18 protein-coding genes are annotated in these 21922 nt (G+C 54.1%); 8 read left to right on the top strand and 10 right to left on the bottom strand.

Translation table 11 applies throughout. The features are described 5' to 3' along the window. The first annotated feature begins 202 nt into the window (after nucleotides 1-202). From VE954_RS25430 to apaG, 4 genes are all read left to right on the top strand, one after another. A complete protein-coding gene (locus VE954_RS25430; protein WP_324958130.1) occupies nucleotides 203-1588 on the top strand; it encodes a 3-oxoacyl-ACP reductase in 1386 nt (461 codons plus the stop codon). Between the two features lie 111 nt (nucleotides 1589-1699). Continuing rightward, nucleotides 1700-2530, top strand: coding sequence for a hypothetical protein (locus VE954_RS25425; RefSeq protein WP_324958129.1), 831 nt, complete (start codon nucleotides 1700-1702; stop codon nucleotides 2528-2530). Between the two features lie 127 nt (nucleotides 2531-2657). Beyond that, nucleotides 2658-3584, top strand: coding sequence for a hypothetical protein (locus VE954_RS25420; protein ID WP_324958128.1), 927 nt, complete (start codon nucleotides 2658-2660; stop codon nucleotides 3582-3584). A 118-nt stretch (nucleotides 3585-3702) separates the two neighbouring features. Beyond that, the gene (gene apaG / locus VE954_RS25415; RefSeq protein WP_324958127.1) at nucleotides 3703-4113 is read left to right on the top strand and encodes a Co2+/Mg2+ efflux protein ApaG; all 411 of its coding nucleotides are present in this window, start codon (nucleotides 3703-3705) and stop codon (nucleotides 4111-4113) included. A 57-nt stretch (nucleotides 4114-4170) separates the two neighbouring features. Here apaG and VE954_RS25410 read toward each other — a convergent pair whose 3' ends face one another. After that, entirely contained in the window at nucleotides 4171-4827 is a 657-nt protein-coding gene (locus tag VE954_RS25410) for a hypothetical protein (RefSeq protein ID WP_324958126.1), read from the bottom strand. A gap of 139 nt (nucleotides 4828-4966) precedes the next feature. Here VE954_RS25410 and VE954_RS25405 point away from each other — a divergent pair, with 139 nt between their 5' ends. The 4 genes from VE954_RS25405 to VE954_RS25390 all read left to right on the top strand — a co-directional run bounded on the left by VE954_RS25405 (nucleotide 4967) and on the right by VE954_RS25390 (nucleotide 11018). After that, nucleotides 4967-5656, top strand: coding sequence for a DUF2760 domain-containing protein (locus VE954_RS25405; protein ID WP_324958125.1), 690 nt, complete (start codon nucleotides 4967-4969; stop codon nucleotides 5654-5656). Continuing rightward, on the top strand, nucleotides 5653-7473 hold the full coding sequence (locus VE954_RS25400) for an Hsp70 family protein (protein WP_324958124.1): 1821 nt from the start codon (nucleotides 5653-5655) through the stop codon (nucleotides 7471-7473). Before VE954_RS25405 ends, VE954_RS25400 begins: the two co-directional genes overlap by 4 nt. Next, nucleotides 7466-10159, top strand: a complete 2694-nt coding sequence (locus VE954_RS25395; RefSeq protein WP_324958123.1) for a hsp70 family protein — start codon at nucleotides 7466-7468, stop codon at nucleotides 10157-10159. The genes VE954_RS25400 and VE954_RS25395 overlap by 8 nt, the downstream gene beginning before the upstream one ends. A gap of 250 nt (nucleotides 10160-10409) precedes the next feature. After that, on the top strand, nucleotides 10410-11018 hold the full coding sequence (locus VE954_RS25390; RefSeq protein WP_324958122.1) for a hypothetical protein: 609 nt from the start codon (nucleotides 10410-10412) through the stop codon (nucleotides 11016-11018). 102 nt (nucleotides 11019-11120) lie between these two features. On the opposite strand, the gene VE954_RS25385 is transcribed toward VE954_RS25390, so the two are convergent. From VE954_RS25385 to VE954_RS25345, 9 genes are all read right to left on the bottom strand, one after another. Further along, nucleotides 11121-11612 (bottom strand): tetratricopeptide repeat protein, encoded by a 492-nt coding sequence (locus VE954_RS25385; protein WP_324958121.1) that lies wholly within the window; start codon nucleotides 11610-11612, stop codon nucleotides 11121-11123. A gap of 15 nt (nucleotides 11613-11627) precedes the next feature. After that, nucleotides 11628-13949 carry a penicillin-binding protein 1B gene (gene mrcB, locus VE954_RS25380; RefSeq protein ID WP_324958120.1) on the bottom strand — a complete coding sequence of 774 codons (2322 nt, stop codon included), beginning with the start codon at nucleotides 13947-13949 and terminating at the stop codon, nucleotides 11628-11630. A gap of 166 nt (nucleotides 13950-14115) precedes the next feature. Continuing rightward, the gene (locus VE954_RS25375; protein ID WP_324958118.1) at nucleotides 14116-14943 is read right to left on the bottom strand and encodes a DUF4360 domain-containing protein; all 828 of its coding nucleotides are present in this window, start codon (nucleotides 14941-14943) and stop codon (nucleotides 14116-14118) included. 146 nt (nucleotides 14944-15089) lie between these two features. After that, nucleotides 15090-15809 (bottom strand): ABC transporter ATP-binding protein, encoded by a 720-nt coding sequence (locus VE954_RS25370; protein WP_324958116.1) that lies wholly within the window; start codon nucleotides 15807-15809, stop codon nucleotides 15090-15092. Next, entirely contained in the window at nucleotides 15806-16669 is an 864-nt protein-coding gene (locus tag VE954_RS25365) for an ABC transporter ATP-binding protein (protein WP_324958114.1), read from the bottom strand. Before VE954_RS25365 ends, VE954_RS25370 begins: the two co-directional genes overlap by 4 nt. Before the next feature lies 1 nt (nucleotide 16670). Continuing rightward, complete coding sequence (gene livM, locus VE954_RS25360; protein ID WP_324958112.1) at nucleotides 16671-17909, bottom strand: high-affinity branched-chain amino acid ABC transporter permease LivM; 1239 nt, start codon at nucleotides 17907-17909, stop codon at nucleotides 16671-16673. Between the two features lie 2 nt (nucleotides 17910-17911). Further along, nucleotides 17912-18829, bottom strand: a complete 918-nt coding sequence (locus VE954_RS25355) for an ABC transporter permease subunit (protein ID WP_324958110.1) — start codon at nucleotides 18827-18829, stop codon at nucleotides 17912-17914. Between the two features lie 105 nt (nucleotides 18830-18934). Next, nucleotides 18935-20146: a branched-chain amino acid ABC transporter substrate-binding protein gene (locus VE954_RS25350; protein ID WP_324958108.1), complete on the bottom strand. Its 1212-nt coding sequence runs from the start codon at nucleotides 20144-20146 to the stop codon at nucleotides 18935-18937. Nucleotides 20147-20359: 213 nt separating this feature from the next. Beyond that, nucleotides 20360-21790, bottom strand: coding sequence for an OmpA family protein (locus VE954_RS25345; RefSeq protein ID WP_324958106.1), 1431 nt, complete (start codon nucleotides 21788-21790; stop codon nucleotides 20360-20362). Between the last annotated feature and the right edge of the window lie 132 nt (nucleotides 21791-21922).

Genomic DNA, 21922 nt, shown 5'->3' with positions numbered 1-21922 from the left:
TTGATAAACCTGGTTTCTCACGAAGAGTATCGGCCCTGCCCCTTGGGATCTTGAAGAAAGTCCTGACCAGGCCATAAAAAACTTGAATGTACCGGTTTGGTGGATCGGACAAGACGGCGAAGCTTTCGCAATGAACATCGCTTGCTGGCGGCAGCGCGCTTTGCTAGTCTAGGGTGCGCCACGGTCACACAAGGAGATTGCCATGCAGGATGCGCTGGTTGAGATGAGTCGACATTCCGTGACCCGACAATTACTCAAGCGAATCGGCATCCGTCCCCCGCAGCCTCTGCTGAGGTCCTATCGACCCTGGTCCGACGCACTGCTGGGAGGCAAGCGCATTCTGGTCAACAAGGGCGGACATTATGCAGAACATCTGATCGCAGGACTGCAGGCGCAAAAGGCCACTGTGGATCATCTCAGCAGTCTATCCGAACTTTCAGCCGACACACGTTTACCCGTTGCGGCCACCGTCTATCAGGGCACTGTTTTTGATGCCACCGATATTCGCGACGTGTCACGCCTCCGGGACCTTTATGATTTTTTTCGTCCCGCCTTGAATCATCTGGGTTCGCACCATCGCATTGTGATTCTCCTGTCGAATGCCGAACCGCTGGGGTCACCAGAGCACGGTGCCGCGATCTCGGCCATGGAAGGATTTGCGCGGAGTCTGGCCAAGGAAAGCGGGCCACGTGGTGTCAACGTCAATTGCATTCGTGTCCACACAGCGCCTGATATCAAAGAACGCCTCGCCCCGCTCGTGCATTTTTTTCTGTCCGATTATGCCGCCTTTATCACGGGCCAGATCATCGACTGCACGGGCACCGCGGCCGCACGGACCGTCCCCACTCTGGTGGGATCTCTAGCGGGCAAGCGTATTTTAGTGACAGGCGCGGCTCAAGGCATCGGTTATGCCATTTGCCGTCGGCTGGGGGAAGAAGGCGCCCATGTTTACTGCCTCGATCGCCCGGAAAACAAGAAGGCTCTCGATGAACTGGCGCAAACCATTGATGGCGAAGTGATGCTCATGGATTTGGGCCAGGCCGATGCCACCCAACAGATTGCCGATCGTCTGCAGACCGCCCCGCCGCTCGATGGGATTGTCCATAATGCCGGCATCACGCGCGATCGAACCCTGTTCGCCATGGACGGCAAAAACTGGGATCAGGTGATGACCATCAATCTTCAGGTGGTGGTGCAACTCACCCAGGACCTCCTGCGTCGCGGACATATTGCAGATACGGGCCGCATCATCTGCATGTCCTCGATCAGTGGGCTTTCCGGCAATTTTGGTCAGACCAACTACAGCGCTTCCAAAGCGGGATTGGTAGGCTTTGTCAAAGCTCTCTCGCAACATCTCGCGGCACAAGGCATCACGGCCAACGCTGTCGCCCCAGGTTTTATTGAAACAGCGATGACCGCACGCGTGCCTTTTATGGTGAAGCAGATCGCACGTCGCTTTTCGAGTTTGGGCCAGGGCGGCCTGCCGGATGACGTGGCTGATCTGATCTGTTTTCTGGCGAGCCCCTGCTCGCAAGGCGTGACGGGAAGTGTGATCCGAGTTTGTGGTGGCAACTTCATCGGAGCTTGAACGCAGCAATAAGAAGCCTTCCACCCCTTCAATTTCATAAGAAAAAATAGCTATAATTAAGAATGGGTCCTAGGCCTCCGAAAGCGGGTTTAGCTTTTGGAGGAAGTTCCCGTGAATCGTACATTTATACCATTGGTCACTCTTTCGACAAGTATTGTCCTGGGCCTGGCCTGTGGCTCAGTGGAGCAGCAGAACCTGCGCAAAGTCGCGCAAGGGGCTCTGGATGCCGTCCCTGCCAAGCTCGTTGATTTCTCTTTTTCGCTCCCCTCACGAAGCAACCTTGGCCTTGATACCTCTGTCCTGCAACAGAAGATGACAGGCTATGCCTGGCGCGTGGAAGGTCAGGGCGATCACTGCACCGATACCAAGGTTCACGAATCCTTTGGTCCCTATGAAGACGCTCGAACCTATGCCATGCAACTGTCGGACAATTGCAATTATCTGGTTAAAATCATGGTGGGTGAACTCGCACCTCAAACCGCTCTGAATCTGACGGCCACAATCAATTATGATGAGCACATCAAACCTGTGATCCAAAAGGAATGCGTCAGCTGTCATGCTGAGTACACGGACTTCAGTGAAATCGAAAAGGATGCCAGCAGCATAGTCGCTCACATTGAGAATGAAACGATGCCACCCAATGCCCCTTTGGATGGCGCCACCATCGCGTTGTTCCTGGCTTGGAGTGACGATGGATTCAAGCAAAGCAACCCCAATCCCACTCCCATTACACCTGCAGATACGGCCCTGAGCTCGGTTTTTTATCGCAACAACACCAACGACTTTATTATGTCCTATGAACTGATGGGTCGCACGACGTACGAACTGCGCCGCTCACTATGGATTCAGCCTGCCGGTGATGCCCTGGGTCTGGAGAATCAGCAGATTTATACATTCCGCGTGACGACACCTGCCACGACCCCGACGGCTGGGCTCCAATAATTCAATCATCAGCGAAGTATACCCCGGGCTCCCAGAAATTCTGGGAGCTTTTTCAATATGTTAGGATAAAAATCCTCAGTTTTTTTGGACAGAATCCGAAAAACCTCAGGAAGATGGGGGTAACGCCGTGGTACGCGTTGGACTAAGAAAAGAACAGATCAAAAGCATCCTGCTCTGCAAGGATCGCGACTTCAAGCGCAAGGCTGTCGGGCATTTGAACAATTCGGCTTTCGCTGCCGAAAAGTTTGTCGTCGAGCATATGGCCGATGCTTTGGAAATCCTGGACCGCGATTTGGACATCGAAAACTTCATTGTCGATGCGTCCCCGCACACTTCGGATGACATCAAGCAGATGCTGGACCTTTATCAGCGTCGGACCAAGAATCCCGATGTGCGTTTTCTGTTTTACCTCGATGAAGCTTATCAAAGCAAAGAGAAGGACGTCATCCTTCAGGTCTTGCCGAGGGCGCAGGTTTTCTTTCTGCCGCCGCAGCAGAATCATTTCAATAAAGCCTTTCACGGTGGTCGCGCCATTCCCGATCCACCCGCTCCCAGTGCCTCCGAGCAGGCTGCCAAGGAAGGGCCTGCCCTGACCTTGATTGAGACCTCGTCGCACATCAAAGAGACTGTGGAGCTATTGAATTCAGTGTCCAAGGACCGCTCGCGCCTGGATATCCTGAAGCAGATCGGTCAGCGTTTTAACGGCATCATCGGCACCTTTGCCTTTTTCGTAGGCAAGCCCGGTTATGGCAAGGTCAAGGATTTGGCCACCATTATCGATGATGTTTCCCGCACCTATGAAGATTCTGAAGATCACAAAGACTTGACGGAAAAGCATTGGCAGCTTCTCATGGAAAGTGCCAAGACGCTTTATCTGATCCTGAAGGATCTGCGTGAAAATCGGCCTCTCACGACCGCTTACGTGGACAAAGCCAACTCTTTGATTGCTCTCTATCAAAAGGATGGCGATATCCGCAAACGCTCCAGTCAAACCCAGGACGAAGTGGATCGCATCGTCGATGTGGCCGCTGAAATCTTCAAGCACAGTAGCTAGTACATTTCGACGCTCGCTCTCTCATGAAAAACCAATGCTGAAGCAAATGCCACCCTATGTTATAAGGTTAACGTGGAGAGTGGCGTTCCGAATCTGTTGTTCATGAGGGAGGAACTCTATGTACCTGGCGGAAACTGAAGGTATCTCTGTCAACGTTGAGCCGCATTTTATTGCGAAAGAAAGCAATAGCGGGGTCGACTACTTTATTTATTCTTACACAATCACGATTCGCAACAACGGCCAGGCCAGCTGCCAATTGCTGAGCCGACATTGGGTGATCCGTGATGGTCTCGGCCGCGAGGAACATGTGGTCGGCGAAGGGGTGGTTGGCAAACAGCCGATTATTCGGCCTGGAGAGTCGTACACGTATCGGAGCGGCTGTCCCCTGGCAACGGCCACGGGCAGCATGCGGGGAACCTATCAAATGACAGGCTCCAATCACAGACGCTTTGACATAAAAATTCCTTTGTTTTTTCTGCGACCGGATTGCCCACGCTATGGGGCAACCAATATGACGATGCAGCGCTAATGTAAAAAAGGCTTCCCTGAGGAAGCCTTTTTTGCCATCCGGTATTCCCAACAGCAATCAAATTGAAACGTTATAACTCACCGACAGCTCGCGCTCAAATGGCTCGATCTGCGTCGGGTAGTTGTAATGGAAGAAGTTGTATTCAGCCATGAAGAACATGCGGGGCGAGAATCGTATGCCAGCGCCAAAGCCGGAGTGGGGGTTATACTTCGGACCCACTGTGATGGAAGTGGATGGCAAACCCAGCTCGTCCTTCTCAATGATGCGCTGCATGGCCGTTACACCAATCTTGAAACGCAGAATAAAAATCGAAAAGCTGGGATCCAGCAGCAGCGAGAACTTTCCAACCCGCTGGGTCTCCGTAATTTTGACCTCATTGTCAGGCTGGTCGGTGTCCATATTGAGGTCCTGGGCAAAGTCTATTTTGCCGTATTCATCCTTCGCCTCAGACACCTTGGAGGTCGTTGTGGTCCGGCTTTGACCCACGGCGAGCTGGGTTTTAAACAGGCGCCAGAAGCTGACCGAGGCCTGAATGCCGTATTCCTGGCGTTGTTTGAGGCTTTCGTTCTCTGTGCCACTAGCCTTTTTTCCAGGGGTTACGCTTTTGGTCGACTTAATGCTGACATACGGCGAGATTGTCACTTTGGCCCAAGCCGTTGAACTTATTATCAAAAATGTCGAGGCAAGAGCCGTTTTCCAAAAAATGCGTTTCATCACAGTCCTCCTGGCGTTCTGACCATGCGATCGGCAAAATTTACCGTAACTTGAGGCCTGCAGGGGGTTTCTCCAGGCTTGTGAGGAAGGGAGGAGTCGTTTAAAACAGACCTCTGTTTATCAGAAACTGAGGGAGACCATGCAAAAACAGTTACTCGGGTTCTTCGCCCTAATTTCCGCCATAACGACAAGCATCATGCTTTACAATAAAAACCTCGACACCAGCCTGATTGCGAGCATCGCCACGCTGATCTTCCTGGCATTGCATCTGCGCGTGCAGAGAGCAACGCCTGAAGTGGTCAAGGAACCAAAGCCCATCAAACTCATCGATGAACTGAACGATCGGCTGAATGCCAGCAAGCAGCAGGTGCAAAAGCTCCAGGCTCAGATTCAGCAACTCGAAGCCGCGACCAAAGGCGCGGATAGCGAGGACGCCGCAGTCTTGATGTTCCTGCGTGTGATGCAGGAAAAAAGCCGACTGCTTGATTTTGCGTTAACTGATATCGCCCGACTGCCGGATGCGCAGGTCGGTGCTGCGGCGCGCGTCGTGCATCAAGGTCTGCAGGGGCTCCTGCAGGATTCCTTTGAAATCAAGCCCATTGCTGACCAAAGTGAAGGGCAGAATCTGCAACTGCCCGAGGATTTCGATAGCTCGCGTTATCGTATCCTGCAGCAATCGGCAGCGGAGCAAAAGCCCCAAGGCGTGATCCTGCACCGGGGTTGGGAAGTGAAAAAAATGAATCTGCCGCGGTCTCTGCGCCGAACCGGAGATCCCCTGCCCTCTGTTTTGGCTCCCGTGGAAATTGAAGCGCGTGAGGTGCTCCAATGAATGATACACCCAAGCTCGTCCGTGGCATTGATCTGGGAACGTCGAATAGCGCGATGGCTGAAGCGGACACAACAGGATCCATCCGGCGCTTGCAGCCCATTCCGCAGCTGGATGGTCCAGGCCGCATCGTGGATCATGAACTTCTGCCTTCCGTTGCTTATCTTGCCGATCACCGGGATATGAGTCCGGCAGATCTGGGTTTGCCTTGGGATGTTTCGGGCCACGCGCCCTTGGTGGGAACCTGGGCCCGGGATCTGGCGCTCTTGAGCCCTGAAAAAGCGGTCCTTTCAGCCAAATCATGGCTTTGTTATGGGGGCGCGCAAAAGCTGGCGCGACTGCCGCAAGGGGCACCTGACGATAAATCCTGGACAGCCGTTCAAGCCTCAGCCGCCTATCTGCAGCATATGCAGGCAGCCTGGGATTTGAAGCATCACGATGTGCAGCCTGAGTTGACCGTTCTTACCGTCCCCGCTTCCTTTGATTTGGTGGCTCGTCAGCTGACCGAGGAAGCAGCTCGGCAGGCGGGACTGTCGCCCGTAACTCTGCTCGAGGAACCGCTGGCGGCCTTCTACGCCTGGCTGGGGGCTCATGAACAGCACTGGCAGGATGTCTTAAAACCAGGCGACCTCGTGCTGATCTGCGATATCGGAGGCGGTACCAGCGATTTTAGTTTGGTGGCCGTATCGCAGGATCAAGGTCTTCTGCGCCTCGATCGGATTGCAGTGGGTCGCCACCTCCTGCTCGGCGGCGATAATATGGATCTGGCGCTGGCGCATCACAGCCAATCGCAGATCGGCACAACGCTGGATACCTGGCAATTTCTGGCCTTGCAGCAGCAGGTGCGCGTGGCCAAGGAAGCTCTGCTTTCGCCCAACGCTCCGAGTCACTGGCCGTTGGCCATCGCCAGCCGCGGCAGCAATCTTTTTGCGCAGACGCTGCGTTATGAATTGCATCAGCAGACCGTTCAGGAACTTTTGGTTGAAGGATTTTTCCCCAAGGTGCAAGCGGATGAAGACATCCCTCGCACGCGGAGCACGGGTTTGGCTCGTATGGGTCTGCCTTATGAAAATGATCCGGGTATCACCCGCCATCTGCTGCAATTTCTACGGCAGGCGCAGAACACGATTCGTCAGTCACCGGAATTGCAGGAACGTCTGGGCTCAGGCTTTCACCCCGACCAAACGATGGTGACACCAACAGCCCTTTTGTTCAACGGCGGCGTTTTTCATAGTGCCGCGCTTCGTGAACGCGTTTTCAGTGTGGTTCAGAATTGGTCAGGACATCCGGTCAAGGAACTGCAGAGTCCCGGTTATGATCATGCTGTGGCGCTGGGTGCTGCGTATTTCGCACGCCTCCAGGTTCAAGGCACGGGCGTGCGTGTTCGCGCCGCTGCCGCCCGCTCTTACTATATTGGATTGGAAAGCAATGAACCCGCGGTTCCTGGCCTGATGCGGCCTCTGCGTGGGCTTTGTATTCTGCCTCAGGGAACGGAAGAAGGTTCGCATCTGAGTATTCCCGAGCAGGAATTTGGCCTATGGACCGGCGATGATATCAGTTTCCGCCTCTTCAGTTCCGCCTCACGCAGTGGTGATCGTCTTGGTACCATCGTACCGGATGCCGAGCGGGAGCTTGAGGAGGTCAGTGAATTGCATTGTCAAATTCAAAGCGATGAAGAGCCCGGTCTCTTGCCGGTTCATCTGCGCGCGGACTTGACTGATGTGGGCAGTTTGCAGCTGGCCATGCAGCATAGCCTTTCTGAAAGACAGTGGAATCTTGAGTTTCATCTGCGCGAGGAGGCACAGTCCACGCATGCTTGAAAGCGACAAAGGATCTTACGTCATCGGCATCGATCTCGGGACGACCAATTGTTCCCTGGCTTACAGTAAACGAAGCGGAGGTGATGACGATTCTGTGGAACTTTTGTCCATTACGCAGTGGGATGGCGAAGGCCGTCTCTTCCGCGATGTGAAGCTCCCCTCTTTCACCTGGATTTTGCCCAAGGCTCTGCAAAAAAACGGCAGCCGGCGTCTCCCGTGGCAAGCGGCTGACGCCCAGGTGAAATGGGTGGTCGGTCGTGAAGCCAAGGCGGAAGTGCTCAAGGATCAGGCGCGGGTGATTCATTCCGCCAAATCCTGGCTCAGTGTCGGAGCGGGCAGCACGCGGCAGAATCCATTTTTGCCCTGGGGTTCCGCTGCGGTGGGCGCGGATGAAAAACTGAGCCCGGTGACCGTGCAGAGTGCTTATCTGGATCATTTAAAAGCGGCCTGGGATGCCACGCAACCGGAGCCTTTTGTCCATCAAAAAGTGGTCATTACAGTGCCGGCCTCATTCGATGAGCTGGCGCAACGCCTGACCCTGGAAGCCACAAGGCTGGCTGGTTTTCCTGAAGGTGTGCAGCTTCTCGAAGAACCTCTGGCCGCGTTTTACGATTATTGGCAGAAGGATGCGCAGAAGCAGCAGAAAGGCGTCATCCTGATCTGCGATGTCGGCGGTGGCACCAGCGATTTTTCACTCCTGCGGGTGGAGGGTTCGTCCACCGAACCGCACATGGAGCGCATCAAGGTCAGTGAACATATCCTGCTCGGCGGCGATAACATCGACCTGCATCTGGCGAATCTTCTGGCCCAAAAAATGGGACCCGAGGAACTGCCGCGCAGCAGCTGGTCCTTGCTCCTATCCCAGGTTCGCAAGCTGAAAGAGGATATATTGAGTGTCGATGGTCCAGCTGATGAAGAGTTTTTCGTCAGTGTGCCATTGAAGCCCCAGATGCTGCTCGGCGGTTATGCTTCAACGTCCATGACCAGGCGTGAATTATTTCACAGCATGATTGAAGGTTTCTTTCCAGCGGTTGGCCGGGAGGCACAGCCGGAAAAAACTGCGGCCAGCGGTCTGCGCAGCTGGGGTTTGCCTTTTGCGGAAGACACGGCCATCACCAGGCATCTGGCGGCATTTCTTGATGATCAGATCATTGATGCCGTTCTGTTTGCAGGCGGATCCCTGCTGCCAGTTCCTTTACAGCAGCATATCTTTCAGATCCTCCAGAGTTGGCAGCCGCAGCACCCGATTCAACATCTGCAGCAGGCCGAACCTGATCTTGCGATTGCACGGGGCGCAGCACGATATGCAGGCTTGAAGGACCGTGCGTCCGCGGTCGTGCATAGTCCTTATCCGCAGTCGCTTTATGTGGCTTTGCAGAACAAGGAAAGCCTGGAACAACTGATCTGTCTGATCCCCCGAGGCTGGCCCAGGGAGACACCGGCTGTGCTGCAGATTCCTGGCCTTAAACTACGTCTGGGTTCCGAGGTTGTCTTTCGGCTGTACGCGTCCATGGACAGCAGCCGCGATACGATCGGAGGTGATGCCAACGTCGAGGCCCGCATGCGAGCCTTACCCCTGGTTTCCACCATGCTGGACAAAGGCGCGGCGGAAATTCCTATCAGCCTGCAGGCCATTGTGCGGGAAACAGGTCTTCTGCAGCTGCATTGCCTGGCGGAAGACGGCACAGGTCGATGCTGGCTGCTCGATTTTGCGATTGAAGGTCAAAATGATAACTCTGCGGACGCCAGGGACGCGCAGGATGTCAAACTTCCACCCCGCTTTCCCGAGGCGGAAAAGGTTCTGCGGACGCATTTTTCCAAGCAGGGCGCGCCGGCTGGCATTTCCTCGCTCCCCAAGCTTCTGGAGGAAATTCTGGGGCCCAGAAGTGAATGGAACATGCCCACACTGAGGGCAATGTGGCCCATTCTTGCGGAAGCCATGTTTCGCCGACAAAAGGATCCTGATGGCGAGGCTGTCTGGCTTTACCTGGCTGGATTCAGTCTGCGTCCGGGTTTCGGTGCCAGTCGCGATAGTGAACGCATGCAAAGCCTATGGCGCATTTATGATCAGGGCTATAGCAAGGGAGCGGCCGAGAAAAAACTTGAAGAGCAGTGGTCTCTTCTTTGGCGCCGCGTGGCCGGTGGCCTCCATCGGGCCCAGCAAAATCGGATTATGGATCGCATTCTGCCGGCTATTCGTAAGGTCGGTGAAGCCGGTCCGGAAGTCATTCGTCTGGCAGCCAGTCTGGAGCGAGCTGATGCCGCTCGTCGTATCCAGCTAGGTCGCACCCTCGTGCAGCAGATCGTATCCGGTAACAAGGATCAGCTCGACGCCCGTATCTGGGCCCTGGCTCGCGTGGGCAGTCGCTATCCCCTATATGCCGGACCCGAAGCCGTGCTGCCTATCGCGATGATCGAGGAATGGGCAGAACAACTCAAACCGCTGCCTCTTAAAAGCAAAGCCTGGCAAAAACTCGCGCTGTTTTATAGCTGGGCGGGCCGTCGTCGCGGTGATGTCCTCATGGATTTGGATGAGCACTGGAGGACGCATTTCATCGACCGTCTCCGCGAAGCGGGCGCTGATGCTGCTGAAATTCAAGCGGTGGCCACACCTCAAGGACGTGATGCGGGCTTCCTTCAGGATATGTTCGGAGAGAGTTTGCCGCTGGGTTTGGTGATCCGCTGATTGTCCCCAAAAAAAAGAACCAGAAGCTCAAAGAGCCCTGGTTCGAAACACACTAAGGGACGGAAACATTCTCGCCCAAAATCAGATCTGCTTGAACAGTCGCAAAGCTTGAAGAAACAGCTCCATCAAATAACCCAAACCGGAAAAAAAATTCCAGCCTACCGGGTCCATTTGAGGACTTGTTTGTTTTCATTTGCTAACCTTGGAATATAAATAAACGGTTTTCCGAATCAGATAAAGGATTTTCTTTATGCGCTGTGTGAAGCATGTGCCTGTCCTGTTTTTGCTCGGATTTGCCAACTTTGGATTCGCTAAAGAAGTGAGCCTGATGAGCGGCTTTTATCGAGGACAGGACGGGGATGGCCAGCCGACCAAAAAGGAAATCTCCATCGGAAGTCGTTTCGGTTTTGATATCGTCGATCGCACCATGTGGTATGCACAGGCCCGCATCACATCAACTTCATACAGTGGTGATAATGCTCCCGACGGCTCCACAGGCCTGCTGCTCGGCGGTGGCCAGTACTACTTTCTGAAGTCGTTTGATAAAGGCATCCACAGCTACGTGTCGTGGCTTGCCTATTTTTTGAATGAAAAGGATTCACCCAACGCCGGTACCGAAATCGAAACCAACGGGCTCTTTTATGCGGGAAGTGCGGGTTTCCGCTTTGATTTTACCAAATCCGTGGTGATGGATATCGAAGTGCAATTTTTTAACAGTGGGCTGACATCCAAAACCACCACAACCACGACGGCAGGCGGTGTGAGTACGGAAACATCCACGAAAAGGACTGAACTCTTCGCTCAATCCTTTGCTGGTGGCACCAATTCCATGCTCTTCAATCTGGGCTACCAATTCTGAAAATTGGCGGATTTTGCGGGCTGCCCATTCCGAAGATTGGTGGATTTTGCGGGCTGCCCATTCTGAAGACTGGTGGACATTGCAGGTCACCAATTCCAAGGACTAGCGAATATCGCGGGCCTGGCGGAGAGCCTCGTCATGGCCCGCCTCATCTCCACGCGCAGCTCGGGCGCGGGCGATGAATTCCCAGGTCTGTTTCCGATGCGTCTTATATTTGGTCGGCAATGTACCCAAAGCTCGCTGCGCCCATTGCTCAGCGTCGTCTGCTGAACCGGCCGCGAGACTGATCCGGGCTCGCATGAAGAGCACACGGTAATCATGTCCTTCCATCCGATAAGCACGCTCTGCATGGGCTTCGGCTTCCTGATACTGCTTTTGCTCCAGAGCCGCCTGGGATTTACGCAGGAGCGATTGCACCGCGGGTGACAAAGGCTCTCGGATCAACTCCATGCTTGGAGCTGTCACGGTCTCTTCGGGTTTTTCCTCGACAGGAACCGGCTCAGGTTCTGGAGCGTGTACACAGGTGTTGGCAATTCCCGCCAAAATCAGGATAACTAGGGCCCCCAAAGCGGAACTCAAAAACTTGCTTGGCATGTTTGTTTTTTATTTCTATTGCATGAGTTTAAAGAGCCAATCCAACATTGCAGGTTCTTTCCCTGTCGTCGCTGGCGGCTGATCAGGATGAATGGTTTCCGGCAAAACGGGGCACGGCACAGAATCTCGGGGAGCGGAATTACCCACAAAAGGCAAATAACGTACACCCTGACAATCGGCAGAGCTCAAAAGACCCGTGGCGTTATCCACCCACTGATACTGGACGCCGGGAGGCGCATTCAGCGTCAGACCCTGGCGACTGATTTTGGACATGATCTGAGCCCAAACATGCAGACCACCGCTGCTTCCGGTCAGGCGGGTCGGATCGTTGGCGTCATTGCCCACCCAGGACACGACCAATTTATCGCCGGTAAATCCAGCAAACCAGCTGTCCCGCTGATCATTGGATGTTCCTGTTTTTCCCGCTGCGGTAAGGTCACCCGGCATAAAGCTAAAGGCAGCGCGCCCCGTGCCTTCAAAAATAACGGCTCGCATTGCATACTGCAGAACATGGATGACCGACGGTTCGAATATTTTTACGACTTTGCTCGGATAGGCTTTGATTCGTTTGCCATCATGGTCCTGCACACCGCGCACGGCCTTAAGATCGGTACGATAGCCACCGGAAAAGAATGGATAGTACATGCCCGCAACTTCGTAGGGACTCATACCCAGAGCACCAAGCATGATCGAGGGATTATCAGGAATCTCGGTTGAACCGGTGAGCTTACGAAAAGTCTCCTGCACTTTTTTAAGGCCCACTTCCCGCCCTAGCCTGACCGTAGCACGGTTATAAGACTGCGTGAGCATCGTGAGAAGACTGACGTTGCCGTGGTCGCCATGATCGATGTTTTGCGGCTCCCACACCTGCCCTGAACTCAAGGGAATACTGACTGGGCCATCGGAGATGTGCGTGGCGAGCGTATATTTGGAGTGTTCCGCCAGAGCAGAAAGAAGAACCACAGGCTTGGCCAAAGAACCGATCGAACGCTTGGCGTCCAGGGCTCGATTGAAACCTTGAAAACCAGCGACCTTGTCACCGATCACACCCTGCACTTCGCCGCTTTCGGACACCACCACGGATGCCACCTGGAGCTTGCCGCCGGATTTTCCCTGTCGCCTCATAAAATCAGCTATGGCTTTTTCTGTCAGCACCTGCGTGATCGGATCCAGCGTCGAGAAAATTCTGAGACCTTCTTCCGCCAAATCCTTTGTCTGATAATCACGGTCCAGGTTACGCCTGACCAAATCCAGAAACGCAGGGAAACGGTTGGGAGCCCAGCGCAGTGATGGGCGCACTTTAATGGGCTGCCGACGGGCCTGGTCATAAGCGGCCTTGGTAATTTTCTTGTCTTCGAGCAGCAAGGCCAGGACTTTATTTCGACGCTTTTTCACGCGATCCGGATAACGGCCAGGGTTATAAAAGGAAGGGCCATTGGCAATCGCAGCCAGCACCGCGGCCTGATCGAGGCTCAAGGCTTCCAGCGGGCGCCCGAAATAGAATTCACTGGCCAGGCCGAAGCCGTGCACCCCGCTGTCACCACTGTGACCCAGGTAGATCTCGTTGATATAGGTTTCGAGGATTTCCTCTTTGCTGTAATGCAGCTCGAGCAGCACGGAATAAACCATTTCCGTGAATTTTCTTTTGATCGAACGCTCAGGCGTCAGATAGAAATTTTTCACCAGCTGCTGCGTGAGTGTACTGCCGCCCTGAACCCAGCGCCGAGCTTTGAAGTTGGTCCACATCGCTCGGCTGATGCCTTTGATCGACACACCGAAGTGATCATAGAATTCACGATCCTCAATCGCAATCAAAGCATCAATCACATACTTCGGCACCTGTTTCAGCTGCACGAGTTTGCGATCTTCCTTTTGGGTGGCGTAGATGCCACCGATTTTCATCGGATCGAGTCGACTCAATTCGCTCGGTTTGCCATCCTGCTTCAGGTCGGTCACACGGGATTTGACGATACGGAATTCAATCCGCGTTGTACCTTCGGCTCCTTCCCAGAATGGAAAGCCGCGCCGTTGAATTTCAAACTTGTCGTCATGTCGCGAATATTCCCCAGGCTGCTGGGGATCCTTGACTTTGAAATAGCTAAGCTCCTGGAGTTCCATTTCCAAGTCTTCATCGCGAAGAGGAGCGCCTTCATGGAGTTCGAGCGGGCGCGCGTAAACTACCGACGGCAAACGCCAGCGCTTGCCCTCAAACTTTTCGCGCACGATGCCATCCATCTGGTAAAGCATGATCGCGCTAAACGCCAATAGAACAACGATAGGCACAGGCCATAACCGGAGCAGGAAACGAAGTTTGTCGCGTGACACCGACATTCGCATAGCTTGTAAAATCCGAGTGATCAAGGGAGCTTGGCGGTCTTTCTCCCGGTTGAGATCCGCAATTTAGTCTTTCAAAGTTGAATCCGCCACAAGAAAAGGGGCAGGAGCGACTGGGGTTTCAGGCAGGCCTGAATTTATACATAAATTCAGGCACTTGTGAAGAGGCTTAGAGATTAACAACTGTGCACACTGCCTGGTTGGCATCGCAGTTCGGTGCGCGCCCTTTGTACTTGTCACAATTCTTCGCCATTTTTGACTTAGCTTTAGCCAAAGCTTGGTCCTGCTTTTTGGCGGGATGCTTGCTGACCAGCTGAAATGGTCCGTCTTGACCTTGCACGGTCAGGCGACAGATCGCGACGGCCTTTTTGCCACCTTTGCAATCACGCCAGAGCACTTCATACTCCTGACGAATTTCGCCGTCGAAGGTATCCACGGTAAAAAGACCCTTGGAATTGGCATCCGGGGCCTGCAGGTTCAGCGTCGCATCGATGGTGAAGTCCTTCTGCTTGTTGTTATTGCAGCCGCTCCATTTGAGATTGCCCACCGGCACTTCCTGCGCGTTGATATAGTTATCATCATAAGGACCGACCAGACTCATGGTGGTTTCGGCTTTCTTGCCCATGCCACCAAAACGAAGAGTCTGCTGACCGCTTACACCCGCATCCAGACCCGCGAATCCACGATAGGTGACAGCAAAGATAGCATATTCCCAGCCCGTCTCCTGTTCAGTATCAAAAACCACCTGACAGTTCTTGCGCTGCTGCTGAATGCCAGAGACCGGACTCACTTCGGCGAAAAATTCACTGAAGGTCAGCGTAAAAGCCTGCTGATCAGGCGAGATGTTTCGAGCCACAGTGCCCAGGGGGCAGCCCGTGCCATTGCTACGGATATTATTAATGATGAAGGTTTTTGGAGCGTCGTCTTGAGCAAGCGCTGGTGACATCATTCCAGCCAGGACCAAAGACAGTCCCAACGTTTTCAATTTAAATTGCATGAGATCCCTCGCATAAATTTCTGTTTCTGTTGCGAGCGTTATGCAGGGATCCTGCCAGAACATGAAAAAATCTCATGTGGCTGAAATTGCTGGAAAGCATTGTCCCGCCTGGGGGCGGAGGTACTAAGATAAACCAAGATGAAAACTCAGTGCCCGCCCAGGTAAGCCTTTTGCACCTCGTTGTTGGCGAGAAGATCGAGGCCTTTGCCGGTGAGTGTGATGCGGCCGTTCGTCAGCACATAGGCGCGGTCGGCCAGCCGCAAAGCCTGATTGGCATTCTGTTCCACAAGAAAAATGGTCATGCCTTGCGACGCAACCTGCTTAAGCGTTTCAAAGATCGCCTTGACCACCAAAGGCGCAAGACCAAGACTGGGTTCATCGAGAAGCAAAAGCTCGGGTTTGGCCATCAGCGAGCGACCAATGGCCAGCATCTGCTGCTCCCCGCCGGACAGGGTCCCAGCGCGTTGCGTGCTGCGTTCTTCGAGTCTAGGAAAGACCTTAAAAATGGTCTGCAGATCTTCTTCCACACCCGTGGCTTCAGGACGCGCGGTCAGGCCCATCTTTAAGTTTTCGACCACAGACATGGCGGGGAAGATATGCCTTCCTTCTGGAACCAGCGACAGGCCGCGTTTGGCGACCCGATGCGTGGGCACCGCCGTGATATCTTCACCGCGGAACATAATGCGGCCTTCGCGGGCGCGCGGGGCTCCGAACAAACTCTTCAGCAGTGTGGTTTTACCGGCTCCATTGCTGCCGATCAGCGTGACGATCTCGCCGCGTTTGACATCCAGACTCACGCCATGCAGCACTTCGGTCGGACCATAGGCCACTTTAAGATTTTCAATGGCAAGCAAAGGCTGATTCATGCAGTGGTCTCCGTCCCTAGATACGCGGCAAGGACTTTAGGGTGTTCCTGGATGGCTTTCGGTCGATCAGCGGCAATCACCTGGCCGTAATTCAGCACGACGACGTGATCGGAGATGCTCATGACGAGCGACATATCGTGTTCGATGACCAAAACCGTAGCTCGATGCTCTTCCCGCAGCAGGCGAATGAGGTCGGCCAATTCCCGCGTTTCCTTGGGGTTCAGGCCAGCCGCTGGTTCATCAAGACAAATCAAACGCGGACTCGTGCACATGGCGCGAGCGATTTCCAAACGACGTTGATTGCCATAGGACAAGGAACCCGCGAGATGATTCGCGTAGGATTCGAGCTTCACGGTTTTGAGCCATTGATAGGCGCGGTCCACAGCAGCTTCTTCCGCCCGCCGATAGGAGGGCAGCTGCAGCACTCCGGATAGGATATTGCGATTCACGAGCAGGTGCTGGGCCACGAGCAGGTTTTCCAAAACGCTCATTTCACGGAAGAGGCGAATGTTTTGAAACGTACGCGCGACACCGGCGCGGGTGACGAGATGCGTCCCTCCGAAAAATCCGTAGTAGGTCTTTTCCAGGAGTTTAGCGGGCTGCCCCAGATCCTCCAGGCGAAACTTGGCTCCCAGGAGTGTGCTCAGGTTCACCTCCCCTTCGGGAGTTTTCAACCAGACGGCGCCGCCCTGGGAACGATAAAAACCGGTTAAACAGTTAAAAACTGTGGTTTTGCCAGCACCATTGGGCCCAATCAATCCGGTGATGGAACCCTCGGTCACTTCAAAGTTCACTTTATTGAGGGCCATGATGCCCCCAAAGCGCACGCTTAAATCCTCGACACGGAGCAAAGGTTTCATCTTACGACTCCTTCACAGCAAAGAAAGGACGTCGCAATTGAACCAGTCCGCGCGGTTTCACGATCATGATCAGCACCATGGCAATGCCAAATACCAGAATCCGGTAGTCGGAAAATTCCCGCAGAAGTTCGGGCATGATTGTCAGGAAGAGAGCCGAGAGCACCACTCCTGTCAAGGACCCCATGCCGCCCAGGACGACGATGGCGAGCACCAAAGCTGATTCAAAGAAACTGAAGGATACCGGGGATACAAAGCCCTGGTAGGCTGCGAAAAACACCCCAGCGACGCCACCAATGGAAGCTCCCATCATGAAGGCCGAGAGCTTGATGTTCACGTGATTCAAACCCAGCGAGCGGCAGGCGATTTCATCCTCGCGCAAGGCTTCCCAGGCTCGGCCGATCGGCATGCGCCGCAGTCGATGAACGCCATAGAGAGTAAGCGCTACGGCCACCAGCAGGGTCAGGTAGATGAAACCATCCAAAAGGCCTTTTGAATATTCAAAACCAAAGGCCTCATGAAACGGCGTTCCCCCCTGGTTGGCAAACTCCTTAAATTCCCAGCCTAAAAACGTTGGCGGTGGGGCATCAAGTCCGTTGGGACCACCGGTAAAATCCAGCCAGTTATTGAGAATCAATCGAATGATTTCACCAAAACCCAATGTAACAATCGCGAGGTAGTCGCCGTGCATACGCAGAACGGGAAATCCGAGCACGGCACCAAAGAGTCCAGCGGTGAGCGCGGCCGTCGGCAGCGCGCCCCAAAAACCGAGATCGAGATACTTGAACCCCAGGGCATACCCATAGGCTCCAACCGCATAGAATCCCACAAATCCAAGATCCAAAAGTCCGGCCAGGCCCACCACGATATTCAGTCCCAACCCGAGGAGGACATAAATAAGGGCCATGATCAGAACCGTGATCCAGTACTTGGACCCCCAAACTGGGAAACTGGCACAAAGGGCAAAGACCACAAAAAAACCGAGGGCGGCCTGCCAGGGTTTGAAGGTGGCTGGTTTCGGCGGCAGCTCGGTCTTATGCGGGCGCAGGCGTTCCATGGGCAGAACCGCGAAGAGCAGGCGCGCGAACATGGCAAAGCCCGCAAGTATCAGGGGAACTTTGAAGTTGGCTTGAAAATCGTAGCCGTCGAGGATAAGGCCCGACAGGGGACCGGTCATCACCAGCGCGGCCAGGCCAGCTACCGCTATTGCGATCAAAATATGCAGAGGATTTTTCGTGCGCATGATTAGACTTTCTCCACCACGGGTTTGCCCAAGAGTCCGCTGGGACGAAAGATAAGAATGGCCACCAGAAGACCAAAGGCAAAGACGTCCTTATAGTCTGAATTCACAAAACCTGAGAAGAGCGATTCCGCCAATCCCAGCAGGATGCCACCCAGCATGGCTCCGGGCAGGGACCCGATGCCACCCAGAACGGCCGCGGTAAAGGCTTTAATACCCGTGACAAAGCCGACAAAGAAATCGAAGCTGCCGTAATTCAAGGTAATGAGAACACCCGCTACCGCTGCCATGGCCGCACCGAGCGCGAAAACGATGGCAATGATTCGATCCGTGTTGATACCGAGAATTTCCGCCATTTCCCTATCCTGCTGAGTCGCACGGCAGGCCCGGCCCAGCGCGGTGAAGCGAACGACGGCATTCAAGACGCCCATACTGAAGAGGGCCACAAAAATAATCAGAATCTGCGTGTAGGTAATTTGAAAGAACTGTTCCGTGCTGCCGACGCGCACCGCACCATCTATCAACGTCGGTACACCCTGGTTTTTAGCGCCCTGGCTCAGCTGCACGTAGTTTTGCAGAATCAGGGACACACCGATGGCCGAGATAAGCGGAGCCAAGCGGTTGGCCTTGCGCAGAGGTCGATAGGCGAGACGCTCAATCACAACACCATAAGTGCTGGTCACGACGATGGCGAAGACCAGCGTCAAAGCAATCAAGAGAAAGGGCGAGGAAATTCCCATCCAGGCCAGAACCGCAAGCCCGATGGCAGCGAGATAGGCAGAAATCATATAGATATCGCCATGAGCAAAATTGATCATGCCGATGATCCCATAGACCATGGTATAGCCCACTGCGATCAGGCCATAGGTCGCCCCTAGGACGAGGCCATTGACGAGCTGTTGACCCAGTACGTAAAGATCCATCGTTGCACCAGTTGGAAGATTAAAAAACAAGGGCCCGCGTTTCCACGCGGGCTGTCGGGCGCGAACCCAGGCGAAGTCCCTCACACAAGGTGAAGGACCTGTCGATTACATGTTATTGACTTCAGCGTACTTGCCTTTGGTATCCCAGACATACATCACATAACCGGATTTCTGAAGATCACCTTTTTTCGTCCAGTTTTGGGGGCCCATGACGGTTGTGGTCCCGTTATCGAAGAGCCACTTGGAAAGCTTGCGGCCGTCCCGGATTTCACCGGTGCCTTTGATGGCAGCGGCAATGGCCTGAACGGAAGCATAGGAATAAAGGGTATAACCTTCTGGCTCATAACCGGTCTTACGGAAGGTATCGACGATTTTCTTGCCCTCGGGCAGTTTGCGAGGATCGGCGCCAAAGGTCATATAAGCACCGCTGACGAATTTTTCGCCGCCAGCCGACGACACAAATTCCTCGGACACAATTCCATCACCCGAGATAAAAGCCGCTTTCAATCCCTGCTCACGCATCTGACGCAGCAGCGGGCCAGCTTCCGCGTGCAGTCCACCAAAGTAGACGGCATCAGCCTGGGCGGCCTTGATTTTGGTAACCAGGGCGTTAAAGTCCTTTTCCCCGCGAGTCAGACCTTCGTAAATCACCGGCTGCATGCCCAGGGTTTTCAAATGCGCCTTCATCGCATCCGCCAGGCCCTGGCCATAGGTGTCCTTGTCATGAACAATGGCCACCTTCTTGGCTTTCAGAGCTTTGTGGACAAACTCAGCGGCCTCCACACCCTGCTGGTCATCACGTCCGCACATCCGCATGATGACGCTGTGATTCTGCAGTTCGCAGTTGGCCTTTTTACCAGCATCGGTCACGCCCGCGCAGTCTTTTTCTCTAAATGCGGCGTCTTCGGTCACCCGAGGATTGGTCGAGGCTGGTGTGATCATCAAAACGTTGTTTTCACGATAAACGCTGGCGGCAGGAATGGTCGACGACGAGCAGAAGTGTCCGACTACGGCAGTAACGCCCTCGGTGTTGACGAGTTTGTTGGCCACGGATTTGGCCTGGGCCGGTATACAGGCGTCGTCTGCCTTCACCGCACGCAGCTTTTTGCCGTTGATGCCACCGGCATCATTGATGTCCTTAATCGCGGCTTCAGCACCTTTCCACAGCTGAAGGCCGAACGGGGCATTCGCGCCCGTGTGCGGGCCGGCGACGCCGATCACGATTTCATTGCTGGCGGCCCGTAGCCACTGACCCTGCAAGCCCAAGGCTGCCGCGAGCGTCATTCCGAGTGTTAGGCGATTCTTGACTGAGAACATAAAAGGTACTCCCTCTGTCGTAAGGCCAACTCCGCTTTCCCTTCGGGCGACTCACCGAGCGGCCCGAGATCCTTATCTGCACCTTGGTGCTCAGACTGGAGCGGAATTGAGGTACCCAAATTCTCAAAAAAGAATTCATTTTTCCATAAAAATTAAAAAAGCCGGATTGGCCCAGGGCCGATCCGGCTTTTTTTTGATCACAGGGGGACGGTATCAGTGAGCTTGCTCAGCCTGAACCGTCGGGGTGGGAAGCGGTCGCGGGATACCCGGCATTTCGTAGTAGATCTTAAACGTTACCCGGCGATTTAACATACGGCTCGATTCAATCGCGTTACTGACCTTGGGACGTTTTTCACCCCAGCCGACCGTCAGCAGTTTTTCCGGCGGCACTCCGTAGTTTCTCATGAGCCAGCGCTCGATGGTATCGGCGCGACGATCGCTCAATTCAAAATTGTAGTCATCCGTTCCCATCGAACAGGCATGACCTTCCACCACCACGCGGTCGATGGTTCGATTGCTTTGCAGGAGCTCTTTGAGCTTTTGCATCACTTCATAGCCTTTGGGATCACGAATTTCGGTCGAATCAAACTGAAAGTAAATATCATCCAATTCAATGATCGCATCCGGCGCGCGCTGGGTGATGGTCGGTCCCATGACGGGCACGATCGGGGCCACAGGCGTGGGTGCCGGCTCAACTTCAACTGGTTTTACGGGCGTCAGATCCGTCATCCAACGCACACCGGCGTAGATCCGGTGATCGGCGGAACTGATCGCATGCCGCATTTCTGCGCCGTAACCACCATAAAGGGTCCAGTCATCGTTCAGCGGATACTTTAAACCCACGAGGCCTTCCAGCACCGAGGAATTGCGCGGTGAAAAGCTCGAAAAATCTTCCTTGGCATAAGAACCATAGATTTCACCTTGAACCGTGAGCTTGGTCGAAGGCAGTTTAACGTCCACACCTGTCGACGCGACCCATTGGTCACCGAATCGCTGCAGCGGGAGAACTTCGAGCAGCTCCGCCGTGGGTTCGCCATGATGCCAACGATAGCCCATGTTGGTGGACCAGCTTAAAAAACCAAAATCCAGAGTGCCGAGGAGTTCCAAGGCAAACGCCGGCCATTCCAAATTGCCAGAATACGGATTGTTTTGAACGCGATTATGATTGGCGGTTCCGATCAAACCCAGAGCAAATCCATCGAAGTCGATCAGCTGAAATTTGGTCGCCAGGCGCAGCTCGGTAATGCCGAGTCGAGCAAAATAACCATGGAGCTGATCATCATTTTCCACCGTTTGCGCCACGTAAGATGGCAGCGCGAGACTGATGTCCCAGAAGGAAGTTATACCGTAACTCACAGCCAGTTCCAGGCCTGTCACGGAGTTATTGAAGGATTTCTTCTGATCGATATTAGGGCGGCCTTCTTCATTGAAGTAAGGCAGGGTATTCACCGCATTATTGGCAAAGAGTCCGAGGCTGAGTCGACCCGAGCCCATGGTTCTGGCGCTATGGACCGTGACCACATCTCCAGGCGTATAGGAGGCGTTGAAATTTTGCAGGTCAGAACCTGTGATATTCGCGCGAGCTTCGGTCGTCATCAGACAAACTGCAGCCCAAGCCACCAATCGCATTTGGTTTTTCATCATCTCTTCCCCTCTCCGGTTCCACATCAACATCAGCACAGCATTGGAATCTACGGTCCCTCCCCTCCTATCTTGCAAGACTGGTTCCGCGCCATGCCGCGGTTTTAGGATGGCTTTTTCACTGTCCTTATCATT

Source organism: Oligoflexus sp. (genome assembly GCF_035638955.1).
GTDB lineage: Bacteria > Bdellovibrionota_B > Oligoflexia > Oligoflexales > Oligoflexaceae > Oligoflexus.
The sequence above is the reverse complement of the archived record's forward strand: the minus strand, read 5'-3'. Positions and strand labels throughout refer to the sequence as shown.

Bases quoted from the DNA above. Each gene is read 5' to 3' on its own strand.
- VE954_RS25430 (WP_324958130.1), top strand. From the start codon at position 203: ATGCAGGATGCGCTGGTTGAGATGAGTCGACATTCCGTGACCCGACAA.
- apaG (WP_324958127.1), top strand. From the start codon at position 3,703: ATGTACCTGGCGGAAACTGAAGGTATCTCTGTCAACGTTGAGCCGCAT.
- VE954_RS25410 (WP_324958126.1), bottom strand. From the start codon at position 4,827: ATGAAACGCATTTTTTGGAAAACGGCTCTTGCCTCGACATTTTTGATA.
- VE954_RS25405 (WP_324958125.1), top strand. From the start codon at position 4,967: ATGCAAAAACAGTTACTCGGGTTCTTCGCCCTAATTTCCGCCATAACG.
- VE954_RS25400 (WP_324958124.1), top strand. From the start codon at position 5,653: ATGAATGATACACCCAAGCTCGTCCGTGGCATTGATCTGGGAACGTCG.
- VE954_RS25395 (WP_324958123.1), top strand. From the start codon at position 7,466: ATGCTTGAAAGCGACAAAGGATCTTACGTCATCGGCATCGATCTCGGG.
- VE954_RS25390 (WP_324958122.1), top strand. From the start codon at position 10,410: ATGCGCTGTGTGAAGCATGTGCCTGTCCTGTTTTTGCTCGGATTTGCC.
- VE954_RS25385 (WP_324958121.1), bottom strand. From the start codon at position 11,612: ATGCCAAGCAAGTTTTTGAGTTCCGCTTTGGGGGCCCTAGTTATCCTG.
- mrcB (WP_324958120.1), bottom strand. From the start codon at position 13,949: ATGCGAATGTCGGTGTCACGCGACAAACTTCGTTTCCTGCTCCGGTTA.
- VE954_RS25375 (WP_324958118.1), bottom strand. From the start codon at position 14,943: ATGCAATTTAAATTGAAAACGTTGGGACTGTCTTTGGTCCTGGCTGGA.
- VE954_RS25370 (WP_324958116.1), bottom strand. From the start codon at position 15,809: ATGAATCAGCCTTTGCTTGCCATTGAAAATCTTAAAGTGGCCTATGGT.
- VE954_RS25365 (WP_324958114.1), bottom strand. From the start codon at position 16,669: ATGAAACCTTTGCTCCGTGTCGAGGATTTAAGCGTGCGCTTTGGGGGC.
- livM (WP_324958112.1), bottom strand. From the start codon at position 17,909: ATGCGCACGAAAAATCCTCTGCATATTTTGATCGCAATAGCGGTAGCT.
- VE954_RS25355 (WP_324958110.1), bottom strand. From the start codon at position 18,829: ATGGATCTTTACGTACTGGGTCAACAGCTCGTCAATGGCCTCGTCCTA.
- VE954_RS25350 (WP_324958108.1), bottom strand. From the start codon at position 20,146: ATGTTCTCAGTCAAGAATCGCCTAACACTCGGAATGACGCTCGCGGCA.
- VE954_RS25345 (WP_324958106.1), bottom strand. From the start codon at position 21,790: ATGATGAAAAACCAAATGCGATTGGTGGCTTGGGCTGCAGTTTGTCTG.